General features: G+C 30.8%; 15 protein-coding genes. 10 read left to right on the top strand and 5 right to left on the bottom strand.

From position 1 onward, the window contains the following. The first annotated feature begins 215 nt into the window (after nucleotides 1–215). From LFT63_RS10320 to LFT63_RS10310, 3 genes are all read left to right on the top strand, one after another. On the top strand, nucleotides 216–1565 hold the full coding sequence (locus LFT63_RS10320; RefSeq protein ID WP_017637338.1) for a hemolysin family protein: 1350 nt from the start codon (nucleotides 216–218) through the stop codon (nucleotides 1563–1565). Nucleotides 1566–1691: 126 nt separating this feature from the next. Then, entirely contained in the window at nucleotides 1692–2534 is an 843-nt protein-coding gene (locus tag LFT63_RS10315; protein WP_340769055.1) for an aldo/keto reductase, read from the top strand. A gap of 160 nt (nucleotides 2535–2694) precedes the next feature. Beyond that, on the top strand, nucleotides 2695–3801 hold the full coding sequence (locus tag LFT63_RS10310; RefSeq protein ID WP_340769053.1) for a glycosyltransferase family 2 protein: 1107 nt from the start codon (nucleotides 2695–2697) through the stop codon (nucleotides 3799–3801). Nucleotides 3802–3920: 119 nt separating this feature from the next. Here the strand turns inward: LFT63_RS10310 and LFT63_RS10305 are convergent, their stop codons facing one another. The 4 genes from LFT63_RS10305 to queC form a co-directional block, all read right to left on the bottom strand. After that, nucleotides 3921–4505, bottom strand: a complete 585-nt coding sequence (locus tag LFT63_RS10305; protein ID WP_029056457.1) for a hypothetical protein — start codon at nucleotides 4503–4505, stop codon at nucleotides 3921–3923. A gap of 103 nt (nucleotides 4506–4608) precedes the next feature. Next, the gene (gene queE / locus LFT63_RS10300) at nucleotides 4609–5322 is read right to left on the bottom strand and encodes a 7-carboxy-7-deazaguanine synthase QueE (RefSeq protein ID WP_017637528.1); all 714 of its coding nucleotides are present in this window, start codon (nucleotides 5320–5322) and stop codon (nucleotides 4609–4611) included. After that, on the bottom strand, nucleotides 5322–5741 hold the full coding sequence (queD, locus tag LFT63_RS10295; protein WP_029056459.1) for a 6-carboxytetrahydropterin synthase QueD: 420 nt from the start codon (nucleotides 5739–5741) through the stop codon (nucleotides 5322–5324). Before queD ends, queE begins: the two co-directional genes overlap by 1 nt. Nucleotides 5742–5743: 2 nt before the next feature. Next, a complete protein-coding gene (gene queC, locus LFT63_RS10290) occupies nucleotides 5744–6415 on the bottom strand; it encodes a 7-cyano-7-deazaguanine synthase QueC (protein WP_017637526.1) in 672 nt (223 codons plus the stop codon). Between the two features lie 408 nt (nucleotides 6416–6823). Here queC and LFT63_RS10285 point away from each other — a divergent pair, with 408 nt between their 5' ends. From LFT63_RS10285 to ltaS, 7 genes are all read left to right on the top strand, one after another. Further along, entirely contained in the window at nucleotides 6824–7417 is a 594-nt protein-coding gene (locus tag LFT63_RS10285) for an anthranilate synthase component II (RefSeq protein ID WP_029056460.1), read from the top strand. Beyond that, complete coding sequence (locus tag LFT63_RS10280) at nucleotides 7401–8546, top strand: anthranilate synthase component I family protein (RefSeq protein WP_340769051.1); 1146 nt, start codon at nucleotides 7401–7403, stop codon at nucleotides 8544–8546. The genes LFT63_RS10285 and LFT63_RS10280 overlap by 17 nt, the downstream gene beginning before the upstream one ends. Further along, the gene (locus LFT63_RS10275) at nucleotides 8546–9154 is read left to right on the top strand and encodes an aminotransferase class IV (RefSeq protein WP_017637523.1); all 609 of its coding nucleotides are present in this window, start codon (nucleotides 8546–8548) and stop codon (nucleotides 9152–9154) included. The genes LFT63_RS10280 and LFT63_RS10275 overlap by 1 nt, the downstream gene beginning before the upstream one ends. Nucleotides 9155–9197: 43 nt before the next feature. Further along, complete coding sequence (locus LFT63_RS10270) at nucleotides 9198–9404, top strand: hypothetical protein (protein WP_029056461.1); 207 nt, start codon at nucleotides 9198–9200, stop codon at nucleotides 9402–9404. Between the two features lie 20 nt (nucleotides 9405–9424). Beyond that, nucleotides 9425–10132, top strand: a complete 708-nt coding sequence (locus LFT63_RS10265) for a 5-oxoprolinase subunit B family protein (protein WP_029056462.1) — start codon at nucleotides 9425–9427, stop codon at nucleotides 10130–10132. Continuing rightward, on the top strand, nucleotides 10120–11124 hold the full coding sequence (locus LFT63_RS10260; RefSeq protein ID WP_340769049.1) for a 5-oxoprolinase subunit C family protein: 1005 nt from the start codon (nucleotides 10120–10122) through the stop codon (nucleotides 11122–11124). Before LFT63_RS10265 ends, LFT63_RS10260 begins: the two co-directional genes overlap by 13 nt. Nucleotides 11125–11542: 418 nt before the next feature. Then, nucleotides 11543–13483, top strand: a complete 1941-nt coding sequence (gene ltaS, locus LFT63_RS10255; RefSeq protein ID WP_029056464.1) for a polyglycerol-phosphate lipoteichoic acid synthase LtaS — start codon at nucleotides 11543–11545, stop codon at nucleotides 13481–13483. 141 nt (nucleotides 13484–13624) lie between these two features. Here the strand turns inward: ltaS and LFT63_RS10250 are convergent. Next, on the bottom strand, nucleotides 13625–14285 hold a 661-nt coding region (locus LFT63_RS10250; RefSeq protein ID WP_340769046.1), incomplete at its 5' end, for a ZIP family metal transporter.

Here is a 14285-nt window from a genome sequence, read left to right as displayed (position 1 = left end):
GTTTTAAATGTTATGTTGTAAATCTATAAACATAAATCAACAATATATAAAAATTCTATGATAGAATTAAATCAATTACATTTTTTTAGGGGGTGTCGCAATGGGAAGGCCTTAGCATGTAAATATAATTCAAGTCAATTCGAAAATTTTAATTACGTGTTAACCATGTGTGACACATATAATACGGAGGTGAATCCCTAGAAATAGGGAAATAATTGGAAACTACGACCATAATTAGTTTAATAGTATTTTTTCTTTTAATTGCATTAACTACAGTATTTGTCGGATCTGAATTTGCATTAGTTAAAGTAAGATCGACGCGTATTGAACAATTGGCAGAGGAAGGTAATAGTGGTGCTAAAGTCGTTAAAAAGATGATTAGCAACTTAGATTATTATTTATCTGCTTGTCAATTAGGTATAACAGTAACTTCATTAGGATTAGGTTGGTTAGGTGAACCAACATTTGATAAATTATTACATCCATTATTTGAATTAATGCACTTACCTAGTGCTTTAACAACAACAGTTTCATTTGTTATTGCGTTTATAGTAGTAACATATTTACACGTTGTACTGGGTGAACTTGCGCCTAAGTCATTTGCCATTCAGCATACTGAGAAAATGGCTTTACTTTATGCTAGACCATTATATTATTTCGGTAATGTTATGAAACCATTAATTTGGTTAATGAATGGTTCAGCGAGAGTTATCATTAGAATGTTTGGCGTAGATCCTGATGCTCAAACTGATGCAATGTCAGAAGAAGAAATTAAGATTATAATTAATAACAGTTATAATGGTGGAGAAATCAACCAAACAGAGCTTGCATATATGCAAAATATCTTTTCTTTTGATGAAAGACAAGCTAAAGATATTATGGTACCCCGAACTCAAATGATTACATTGAATGAACCATTTAATGTAGACGAGCTTTTAGAAACGATTAAAGAATATCAATTTACACGTTACCCTATCACTGAAGATGGCGATAAAGACCATGTCAAAGGGTTTATAAACGTTAAAGAATTTTTAACTGAATATGCTTCAGGTAAAACGATTAAGATTGCTAACTATATCCATGAATTACCTATGATCTCAGAGACGACGCGCATCAGTGATGCACTAGTAAGAATGCAACGTGAACATGTTCATATTAGTTTAATTATTGATGAATATGGTGGTACGGCAGGTATTTTAACTATGGAAGATATTTTAGAAGAAATCGTCGGTGAAATCAGAGATGAATTTGACGATGATGAAGTAAATGATATCGTTAAATTAGAGGATAATAAATATCAAATTAATGGTCGTGTACTACTAGATGATCTAAATGAAAAATTTGGTATAGAATTCGAAGACTCTGAAGATATTGATACTATAGGCGGATGGTTACAATCTGAAAATACAAACTTACAAAAAGATGACTTTGTTGATACTGAGTATGATCGTTGGATTATTTCTGAAATAGAAAACCACCAAATTATTTGGGTAACTTTAAAGTATGAATATAACCAAGAACGTCCAACTTACGATATCAATTCAGAAGATGAACAATCTGAATAATAATATAAATAATCAAAAGACGCTTAAATTTCAATGTTTAAGCGTCTTTACTTACGTGTAATATATTATGGTATACAAATTCTTACTAACGTGAACAACTAGATTAAGAGAAAGAGTGGGATATTAATGACAATTAATGATACGCAATACTTAAATAATGGTTATCCTATGCCTTCAATTGGATTAGGTGTGTATAAAATAACTGATGACGAAATGAATGAAGTGGTCAATTCAGCAATTGAAGCGGGCTATCGTGCTTTTGATACGGCATATTTCTATGGTAACGAGCAAGCGCTCGGCCGTGCACTTAGTCAAACTGATGTTGACAGAGAAGATTTATTTATTACCTCTAAATTATGGAATGATTACCAAGGTTATGACAGTACGATTCAATATTTTAACAAATCGTTAGAAAATTTAGGATTAGATTATTTAGATTTGTTTTTAATTCATTGGCCTTGCGAAGACAATGGCTTGTTCATTGAATCTTATAAAGCATTAGAAACGTTATACCATGAAGGAAAAGTCAAAGCAATTGGTGTTTGTAATTTTAAACAACATCATTTGGAAAAATTAATGCAGGAAACTGATATTACACCTCAAATTAATCAAATCGAATTACATCCGTATTTTAACCAACATGAATTACAACAATATTGTGATGATCACGATATTAAAGTCACTGCGTGGATGCCATTAATGAGAAATAGAGGTTTATTAGATGATCCAGTAATTTTAGATATGGCTAAAAGATATAAGAAAACACCTGCACAAATTGTGCTACGTTGGCATTTAGCACATAATCGAATCATTATTCCTAAGTCTAAGACGCCAAGTCGTATTAAAGAAAACTATGATATCATAGATTTTAATCTTGAACTTACAGATGTAGCTCAAATCGATAGCTTAAACCAAAATGCTAGACAAGGTAAAGATCCAGATGAAGTAGCTATAGGAGATTTAAAATAAATGTATTGAGTTTTAAGTAAAAATTTAATGATAGAAAGAGAGTATGAGTAACATTAAGGCGATATTAAGATTTTGTAAATACAAGGGCTTTAACTAGATTATCTTATTTACTACTTGATAAACTTATACTAAACCATTTTGTAGAAAAGGATGTCGTTGAATGAAGATAAGGGTCATCATTCCTTGTTTTAACGAAGGAGAAGTCGTATTAAAGACATATGAAAAATTGACTGAAATAATGAAACAAGACAGCGTGGATAAGCAGTATGAATACGATTTGCTATTCATAGATGATGGCAGTAAAGATTCAACTATTGATCATCTACAAAGTCTGGCACTTGAAGATCATCAAGTAAAATATATTTCGTTTAGTAGAAATTTTGGTAAGGAAGCTGCTATGATTGCTGGTTATCAACACAGTGATAGTTGTGACGCAGTTATAATGATAGATGCAGACCTTCAACATCCACCTCAATTTATTCCACAAATGATTGAAGGATATAACGAAGGTTATGATCAAGTAATTGCTAAGCGTGATCGTAAAGGTGAAAATTTTGCGAGAAAATCAATGACTCGCATGTACTATAAGTTAATTAACACCTTTGTAGAAGATGTCCAATTTGAAGATGGTGTAGGAGACTTTAGGCTATTAAGTAAACGTGCAGTACAGTCACTTACATCTATGGATGAATATAATCGTTTTTCAAAAGGGTTATTTGAATGGATTGGTTATAATACGAAAGTGTTCACATATCAAAATGTAGAACGTGAAGCAGGTGAATCAAAATGGTCATTTGCTAAATTACTTAACTACGGAATTGATGGTTTAATTTCATTTAATAATAAACCATTGAGAATGATGATTTATCTTGGAATGTTCACATTTTCTTTAAGTGTTCTTTATATCGTATATTTACTAATCAATATAATGATTTCTGGTGTTAATATACCTGGTTACTTCACTACTATTGCAGCGATTTTACTATTAGGTGGTATTCAGTTGATGTCGATTGGTGTCATTGGTGAATATATAGGACGTATCTACTATGAAGTGAAACGCCGACCTAAATATATAGTTCAAGCTACGAATATAGAACCTGATCAAGAATCAGAAGCACATAACACAAATGATAATTTAAAAACTACTGAAGCTAAAAAAGAACAAACACATCACTATAATCAAATTAAAAGATTAGATTTAAATAGACAACAAACGTCATACCAATCTTCACAAAATAACGAAAAATATAAAGAGCATGTACATTAAATAAACTCACAAGTATAGGGATATCACTTATACTTGTGAGTTTTTAATATTGTGGCTGAGACTTTAATGATTTTATAATTGAATAAATAAAAAAAGTAACATTTATAAGTTGATAAATGTTACTTAAATATATGTTGCCAGATGATAAACAACATGAATAGTACATATATAATAGTAAATACATACCAAAATGGTGTAAGTATCATCATAGCAATAAACGCAATCATAATTATAATTGTACCAATTGTAAGTGGGTATTTAATAGATTTTAAAAATGGTAAATATTCAAGTTCTGATGATTCGAACGTACCTACAAATAATAAAATGGCACCAATAAGAAAAATTGCAGGTGCTAAATATGGTAATGACATGTAGAGTGACTGTTCACTTGATATATTTGTAATAAACTGAGATAAACTCACTACAATTGCAAATATCATTGCGATAAATTTTTGATCTTTTATGATAAAAGGATGAATTTTTTTGTTTAAATAGAGTTGTAATAATGCCCATGCAATTAACAAAATCATCGTATAGATTGATATGAAATTATATTTTGACACGATAAACAAATCAATAATGGCATTAAGAGAAATAGCTATTAATATGGAGCTAAATCTAAGTTGTTTAAATTGGTGAAAATATAAATCAAGTCCGACTATGAGCAATACTACGGCAATATTAATTAATAAATATAAAATCATGATGTGCTCCTATCCGCAATATTTCATTCAATTATTATATCAATTAATATAAAGTTAATCATTATATAACACTCGAAAATGTTAAAGTTATATTAACTAAATTTTAAACTCCCTTCATATTACTCCATAATAAAGTATGCAATTGAGGTAATACGTAAACATTGTTCATATCACTACTTGTCATTACACGGTCTACTAAACTTTCATAGCGTTGTAGTAATTTGGCAGTATGGTTATCAACATTATCATCTAAATATGGGTTGCCTACTTGTAAATAGAAAGGAATAGTAGGGTAACGATGATGAATCATTTTAGCAAAATCAAAATCATCTTCCTCAAAGATGACCACTTTTAAATTTAATGATTCAGGTACGCATTGCTCAATAACGCTATCTAAAATATCTAAATTAGGTTTCATTTTTGAACTTGGTGGTTTAGGGCTGATAGTTAAATCATTGATTTGAGTCATCCAAGGTTGGAATTTACTACCTTGAGTTTCTAGAGCAGTTTGAATATGATGTGTTTCGAATAGATCAACCAATTCTTGAATTCCTTTTATAAGAGCGGGATTACCACCAGAAATCGTTACATGGTTAAAGTTATCTCCACCAACTTCACGTAATTTGGCATATATTTCTTCAGCAGTCATTAATTGAATATCTTCTTTTGCGCTTCCATCCCAAGTAAAGGCTGAATCACACCAACTACAACGATAATCACAACCTGCAGTGCGTACAAACATTGTTTTTCTACCTATAACACGACCCTCTCCTTGAATGGTTGGACCAAAGACTTCTAATACAGGTATTTTAGCCATTATTGCTCATCCTTAGGACGAAATACGACATAACTTGTAGGCGTCTCGCGCAAGTATACTTGAACGCACTTAGGATTATTATCTTGTTCATTAAGGTATGATTGAACCATTTGATAAATTGTTTGAGCGACAATTTCAGTAGAAGGACTTTTGCCTTTGAACTCTACTAAATCATTAAGTAAATAATGGTCGAACTGTCCATGAATCAATTGTTTTAAATCGCTGAAATTCACTAAAAAGCCATTGTGATCTAATTCATCTCCAACGATAGTAATATTTACAAAATACGTATGACCATGGGTACGCATACATTTTCCAGCATCTTCGCTTGGAATATAATGAGCTGCTGAAAAGTTAAAATCTTTATTAAGTTCGAATTGATATGGGTGACTAACACTAGGATAAATTTGTTGTAGCATACTTATTTTACTCCTTTTTGTTCAAGATATTGTTCAAGCCCTCGTGATCTAAGTTGACAGGCAGGACATTCGCCACAGCCATCTCCAATAATACCGTTATAACATGTTAATGTATTTTCACGAATGTAATCTAACACACCAAGGTTATCAGCAAGTTCCCATGTTTGTGCTTTATCTAACCACATTAAAGGCGTGTGAATAACGAAATCACGATCCATTGATAAACTTAAAGTCACATTCATTGATTTAATAAAACTATCACGACAATCAGGATAACCAGAGAAGTCAGTTTCACAAACTCCGGTAATAATATGCTTAGCTTTAATTTGATAAGCTAATGCGCCAGCAAATGATAAGAATAGTAAATTACGTGCTGGTACAAAGGTGTTTGGAATACCATCTTCTGTCTCTTCGATTTTTAAATCATGTTGTGTTAAGGCATTAGGTGTTAGCTGAGATAAAAGTGACATATCTAAAATGTGATGTTCTACATTTTGCTCTTGTGCAATTTTTTTAGCCACTTCAATTTCAGTATCATGTCTTTGACCATAATTGAATGTAACAAGTACAACTTCCTTGAAATGTTTTTTTGCGTAGAATAAACACGTCGTACTGTCTTGACCACCACTGAAAACGACGATAGCTTTGTTATTATCTAATTTATCTTGAACCATTCATATTTCCCCCAGTTTATCTTTGGTTATTAGATCCGAAATTTTAAGCATAAAAAAAGCCTATCTCTATAAAAAAGATAGACGAAAGATTATGAATACACATATAATTTTAATATAAAAAGTTAAAAAGATATGTCTATTTATAATTTGAAATTAAATTCAGTGTCTAGTTTTTTATAGAGGGTTTCGGCTAGGAACCTCTGATAAATATATTTTGTACGCACCATAGAATAAACTAATTCATATGTAAAATCAAGAGAATTTTTGTGATAATAGTGTTAAAGATATATATAAGTCAGTTACAATAAGTAGTTTAATAGCAAGCATGACACGTTTTTACAATAAGTCATGCACCTAACTGTGATTTAATGAAATGATTGAATAATATTAATTAAATGGAGCGAAATTATGATAGTAGTGATAGATAATAAAGATTCATTTACATATAATTTAATAAACTATTTTAAAATAGCTACTAAGGAACCAATTAAAGTCATTGACATAGATGATTTAATATTAGAAGAGTTAGTTGCATTTAACCCCAATGCCATTTTTATTTCACCAGGCCCTGGAAGACCAAGTGATTACCCCAAATTGTTTAAGGTGATTGAAACATTTTATCAACAAGTTCCTATATTAGGAGTGTGTCTAGGTTTTCAAGTTGTTTATGAATATTTTGGTGGTAAGATTGTACATCGCAATAATCCGATACATGGTCATACTACAAAACTCAGTCATCAACAATTAGGTATTTTCAAGGGTATACCTCATTCGTTCAATGTTATGCTGTACCATTCTCTTATGGCAGATAAAGAAACGTTACCAAATGAATTAAAAGTCACAGCAATAGGTGAAGATGGTGTAATTATGGGCTTGCAACATCAACAGTATTCAATCTTTGCAGTACAGTATCATCCTGAATCAATTTTAAGTGAGCATGGTTATAACCAAATTCAAAATTTCCTTGAAATCGTAGGTGAGAACAGTGAATATAGAATTTAATTATCGCTATTATATAGATGAAGACAACTATGAAACCTATCATATTCAATTAAATGATTATCACAAAAAATGTATTGCCACTCAGTTAAGTGAAGTTGGCAAAGTTGTACAATTTGCTGAAACACAACAGCAACAAGGTTATTTTGTGGCTTTATATTTAACATATGAAGCGGCACGTTATTTTAATCCTCAAATGGCTGTATGTGAAATAGAAGATAAAGATATATTAGCGGTTGCCTATAGTTTCAATTCAGCAAAAGAATTACAATATAAATCACCCAATAGTACACCATACGATAATCAACATGATTTTCAATTTGTAGAATCTAAACATCAAATGAAAGAGAAAATTCGACATATCCAACAAGCTATTGTTGAAGGCGATACATATCAAGTTAATTATACGTCACGTTTAACTGACAATATTTATTATCCTATTGAAAAGTTATACGAACAATTAACAGCAACAGGAAATGGTAATTATACGGTGCTACTAGATACGGATGAAGTCAGTGTCGCATCCATTTCTCCGGAATTATTCTTTCAAAAAGGTCATTTTAAAAATGAAGATAATATCATTGTTAGTAAGCCCATGAAAGGGACTATACCAAGAGGAGACAATGATAAAGAGGATCATAATAATTATCTTCAATTACAACAATCAGATAAGGATAAAGCGGAAAATGTGATGATTGTCGATTTACTAAGGAATGATATATCTCGAATTGCAGAAACAGGTTCTATTATAGTTTATAAATTATTTTTTATAGAAACGTATCACACTGTATATCAAATGACGAGTATGGTAGCCGGAAAGTTATCAACTAATGTGACACTTGAATCAATATTAGGAGCTATTTTCCCTTGTGGCTCTATTACTGGTGCACCCAAAATTAATACAATGCGATTTATTAAAGAATTAGAACAAAGACCAAGGTATATATACTGTGGAACAATAGGATTGTTAATGCCAAATGACAAAATGATTTTTAATATACCAATTCGTACAATTGAATACCGACATCAACAAGCTATTTATGGTGTTGGTGCTGGAATTACAATTAACTCCAATCCTGATTCAGAAGTTCAAGAATTCCAAGATAAAACTAAAATATTGGAGAGATTATAATGTATTTGTTTGAAACGATGAAATTGGAAAAAGGCCAAATCTCACGTTTAATATATCATGAAGACAGAATACAACGATCTAGTAAAATGCTTAATATCCCATTTGATCAATCTAAATGGGATGACTTGATTCAAACTATTCAACATCAATATAATCAAGGTATTTATCGCTTAAAAGTAATGTTAGAAGAAAATGGAGAATTAGAATATGTAGTAGCCCCTTTATCTTCTAAGTCTCAATTTACTGCAACAATAGTACCTGAACATAATGGTAGTTCTCATTTAACTAAAATCAATAAGACATCTAATCGTAATCATGTAACGTATCGTTTAGATACAGACTTAGCTCTTATATATAATAAAAATGGAAAGATTTTAGAATTTGATATCGGCAATATAATGATTAAGGAAAATGGTAACTATTATACACCGCAATATAATGAAGATTTTTTATTAGGATGTATGCGTCAGTATTTAATTGACCATGGTAAATTGAAAGAGAAAAATTATTATATTGATGATTTTATAAAGAAAGTAAAAGGTAACGAAATAGAAGTATTTTTGTTGAATAGCCTTCGAGAGGTTGCCGATGTAACAATTTATCTTTAAAATTAATTTTAAGAATAGTAAATCATAATAAACGGAGAAAATAATGGCATTAGTATGGATAGTAATATTAGTAGTTGTAACGGTTGTTAATAAAGTGATTATTGATCGATTAATACACAAAAATTCATATATATTAGCACGTGTTGTTGCAACGATTACTACAATATGTGCCATTATATTAGTTTATTTTTTGATTAAATCACTTATGCCTATTGTTATTGAACGTATGAACGTATTTTATCATCAATAAAGACTTTTTGAGGTGAAGGTATGAAAATTTATAGTCAAGGCGATCAAGCCATCGTAGTATCTATAGAGAAAAAGGTGTCTAAGGATCTTACAGAAGATTTATTAGCCTTGAGAACATATTTAAATGAAAGAAACTATCCGTTCATCACAGAAATAGTTCCAACAGAATCGGATATGATGATTATATATGATGCACGAGATATGATTAAACATCACCATATACAATCACCTTTCTTATATATGAAAGCACTAATAGAATCGATTCAATTAGAAATATCACATAATGTTCAAAATAAAGAGCCTATTCAAATCCCTATAGTATACGGAGATGAGTACGGACCAGATTTAGACGCTTTGTTAAAACATTTTAAAATCGATAAATCTCAATTTATACAACTTCATTCAGGAAGCGAATATTTTGTATCAATGATGGGCTACTCACCAGGATTTCCATATTTAACAGGTATGAATAAAAAATTATATGTAAATCATACTAGTACTAAAAAGAAATTTATCCCAGCAGGTTCTGTTGTTATAGAAGGAAAGAAATGTGGCATCGTTACAACTGATACCTACAATGATTGGTTAGTTATAGGCTACACACCATTACAACTTTTCTTCCCTAATAAAACGAATTTTGCCCTTTTAAAATTAGGCGACAATGTTCAATTTATTGCAAAAGAGAAAAACGATTTGAATATAGGAGACTTGAAGACATGTCAATCATAATAGAAAATAGTGGTCTTTTTAGTAGTTTTCATGATTTTGGGAGACACGGCTATGAACATAATGGAGTAATTCCTGGTGGTGCGCTAGATAGTTTATCGCATGAAATCGCTAATCGCTTAGTTGCTAATGATAAAAATGAAGCAACATTAGAAATGACTCAAAAAATGCCGAAGATAAGATTTACTGAACCTACTTTAATTGCTTTGGCAGGTGGAAATTTTAAAGCTGAAACGAAAAATATGAAAATTTACCCATATAAGCTTTATTTAATGAAAAAAGATGATGTTTTGAGATTTGAAGAAACGAGTCGAACATCACGTGTATATTTAGCTGTTGGTGGAGGTTTTGATTTAGAAGAATGGTTAGGTTCAACTTCTACAGATTTTAATGTGAAAATGGGAGGATATGAAGGTAGACAATTAAAAGATGGTGATCAAATCGAAATGAAACGACAATATAGCGATCGTCATCAAAAACTATTTGAGAATCTCTCAGACAAACGACAAACAGATTGGGGCGTTGACGGTTACGCGCTATCTTTTAATTATATGTCAGATGTATTTCATGTTATTAGAAACAAAGGTTCAGAAGATTTTAAAGAGAATGTATTGCAACGCTTTACTTTGAATAATTACAAAGTATCAAGCAAAGCTAATAGAATGGGAATGATATTAGAAGGACAAAAAGTGAAAGCTTATTATGAAGATATGCCAGCGCATCAATCTGTTAAACGAGGAACAATCCAAGTTAAAAGGTATGGAACACCAATCATTTTATTAAATGATCACTATACATTAGGTAGCTATCCTCAAATTGGGACAATTGCGAGCTACCATTTAACAAAACTAGCACAGAAACCAACAGGTTCTAAACTGAAATTTCAATTTATTGATATTGAAACAGCAGAGAAAAATTTAATAAAATACAGTAATTGGTTAAATCAACTGTTCCATGGTATAGAATATCGAATGCAATTGGAAATGCTAAAATAAATTATATAGTAAAAAAGTTCATGCTTAAGACTGATGTCTATAAATATAATCAATAATTAAAATATATGAATAAACGAATTGATGAGTATGATAATGAGAGTAAACATTTCTAAAAGTGTGTTTTTACTTGATATTTGGGTTGACTTCCTTTATATTAATATATTGAGCTATGTATTTTGTTACAATATGATTACATTCGTCATATTAATCTTAATAAAAAATTAACATCAATTATATAGTAGCTAGTTAATAAATTAATCTACTAGCTATTTTTAACGTCAAAATAAAATGTTTAGTGAATTTTTAAAATTATAGATTGTTTTAAATCATTGAAGATAACTTGTAAATAAGTTGGAAATGGCATTGTTTAGAGTTTCTGATATTGATGATTTATTAACAATTAACGGAGGAAACAAACATGAGTTCTCACAAAAAGAAGATAAGTCTTTTTGCGTTTTTCCTGATGATGGTATTTACTATCACCTTGAAGACGTATTTTTCCTATTATGTTGATTTTTCTTTAGGTGTTAAAGGGTTAGTACAAAACTTAATATTACTGATGAATCCATACAGTTTAGTTGCACTCATACTAAGTGTGTTCCTATTCTTTAAAGGTAAAAAGGCTTTCTGGTTCATTTTTGTTGGAGGATTCTTATTAACGTTTTTACTATATGCTAACGTTGTATATTTCAGATTTTTCTCTGACTTTTTAACATTTAGTACATTGAATCAAGCAGGTAACGTTGAATCAATGGGCGGTGCATTAGGTGCTTCATTTAAATGGTATGACTTTGTATACTTCATTGATACAATTATTTACCTATTTATTCTGATTTTTAAACGTCAATGGTTAAGTACAAAAGCGTTTAGCAAAAAGTTTGTGCCAGTTGTTATGGCTGTATCAGTCGCACTATTCTTTTTAAACTTAGCTTTTGCGGAAACAGATCGTCCAGAACTATTAACTCGTACATTCGACCATAAATACTTAGTTAAGTATTTAGGACCATTTAACTTCACTGTATACGATGGTGTCAAAACGATTGAAAACAATCAGCAAAAGGCATTAGCATCAGAAGATGACTTAACTAAAGTGTTGAATTACACGAAACAAAAACGAACAGAGCCAAACCAAGAATATTATGGTGCAGCTAAAAAGAAAAATATCATCAAAATTCATTTGGAAAGTTTCCAAACTTTCTTAATTAATAAGAAAGTAAATGGTAAAGAAGTAACACCATTCTTGAATAAGTTATCAAGTGGTAAACAAGATTTCACATACTTCCCTAACTTCTTCCATCAAACTGGTCAAGGTAAAACATCTGACGCAGAGTTGACAATGGATAATAGTATATATGGGTTACCACAAGGTTCAGCCTATTCATTAAAAGGTGACAATACTTATCAATCATTACCTGCTATTTTAGATCAAAAGCAAGGTTATACTTCAAATGTTATGCATGGTGACTACAAAACATTCTGGAACCGTGATCAAATTTATAAACATTTTGGTATAGATAAGTTCTATGATGCAACATATTATGATATGTCAGATGACAATGTTGTTAACTTAGGTTTAAAAGATAAAGTATTCTTCCATGATTCAGCGAATTATCAAGCTAAAATGAAAAAACCATTCTATTCACATCTAATTACATTGACTAACCATTATCCATTTACATTAGATGAGAAAGACGCTTCAATTGATAAACCTAATACAGGTGATTCAACTGTAGATGGTTATATTCAAACAGCACACTATTTAGACCAAGCATTAGAAGAATATGTAACTGATCTGAAGAAAAAAGGTCTATATGATGATTCAGTAATTATGATTTATGGTGACCACTATGGTATTTCTGAAAATCATAATAATGCTATGGAAAAATTATTAGGTGAGAAGATTACACCAGCTAAATTTACTGATTTAAACCGTACTGGTTTCTGGTTGAAAATTCCAGGTAAATCTGGCGGCATTAATAAAGAATATGCAGGTCAAACAGATGTAATGCCAACAATTTTACATCTTGCTGGTATCGATACTAAGAACTATATTATGTTTGGTACTGATTTATTCTCTAAACAACATAACGATGTAGTACCATTCAGAAATGGTGATTTCATTACTAAAGACTACAAATATGTAAATGGTAAGTTATATTCTAATAAGGATAATGAATTATTAACTAAAAAACCAAAAGACTTCGAGAAGAATAAAAAACAAGTTGAAAAAGACTTAGAAATGAATGATAGTTTACTTAATGGAGATTTATTCAGATTCTATAAAAATCCAGATTTCAAAAAAGTAAATCCATCGAAGTATGAATATAAAACAGGACCTAAAGGTAATGAGAAAAAGTAATTGATATAAATTAAAATCCGAATTGAGCGTATTTGCTCAATTCGGATTTTTTGTTCTATTTGCCTTCGTTTTAAAACTCTATTTATAGGAATTTTTATATGGAAATTGCATATTTAATGATTTGAAAAGAACCAATGATGATTAGCCTAATGCAACGTCTAATATCATCATAATGGCAAATCCAAGCATTAAACTTAATGTAGCTAAATCTGTGTTATTACCTGATTGAGAGTCAGGAATAAGCTCTTCAACGACAACAAATATCATTGCACCTGCAGCAAAAGCAAGCGCATAAGGAAGCATTGGTGTGATAATTAGTACCGCACCTGCACCAATCATAGCAAATATTGGTTCTACAATTGCTGAAGCTTGTCCGTAGTTGAACGCTCGCCAACTTGAAGAACCCGCTGCTTTAATTGGCATTGATAGCGCTGCACCTTCTGGAATGTTTTGGATACCAATTCCAATAGCTAAGCCAATTGCTCCTAAAAATGTAGCAGTACCATTACCTGATACGACACCACCAAATGCTACCCCGATTGATAAACCTTCAGGAATATTGTGTAATGTAATGGCTAAAACGAGAAGCGCATTTTTACTCAATGATGTTTGAATACCTTCTTGTTGTTGATTTTTATCTTTAGCATTTCTGTGAATATGTGGTATGACAAAATCTAAACCACGAATAAAGAAACCACCGAATAAGAAACCAATTGCGGCTGGTAGCCAAGGTACGGCCGAATCTTTACTAAATTCAATTGAGGGTTGTAGTAGAGACCAAAAACTCGCAGCAATCATAATA

Origin of the sequence: Staphylococcus sp. FSL H8-0121 (genome assembly GCF_038008425.1) — a bacterium.
In the GTDB taxonomy this organism is placed as follows: domain Bacteria; phylum Bacillota; class Bacilli; order Staphylococcales; family Staphylococcaceae; genus Staphylococcus; species Staphylococcus pasteuri.
Note: the sequence above shows the minus strand (reverse complement) of the source record. Positions and strands in the feature narration are given on the sequence as shown.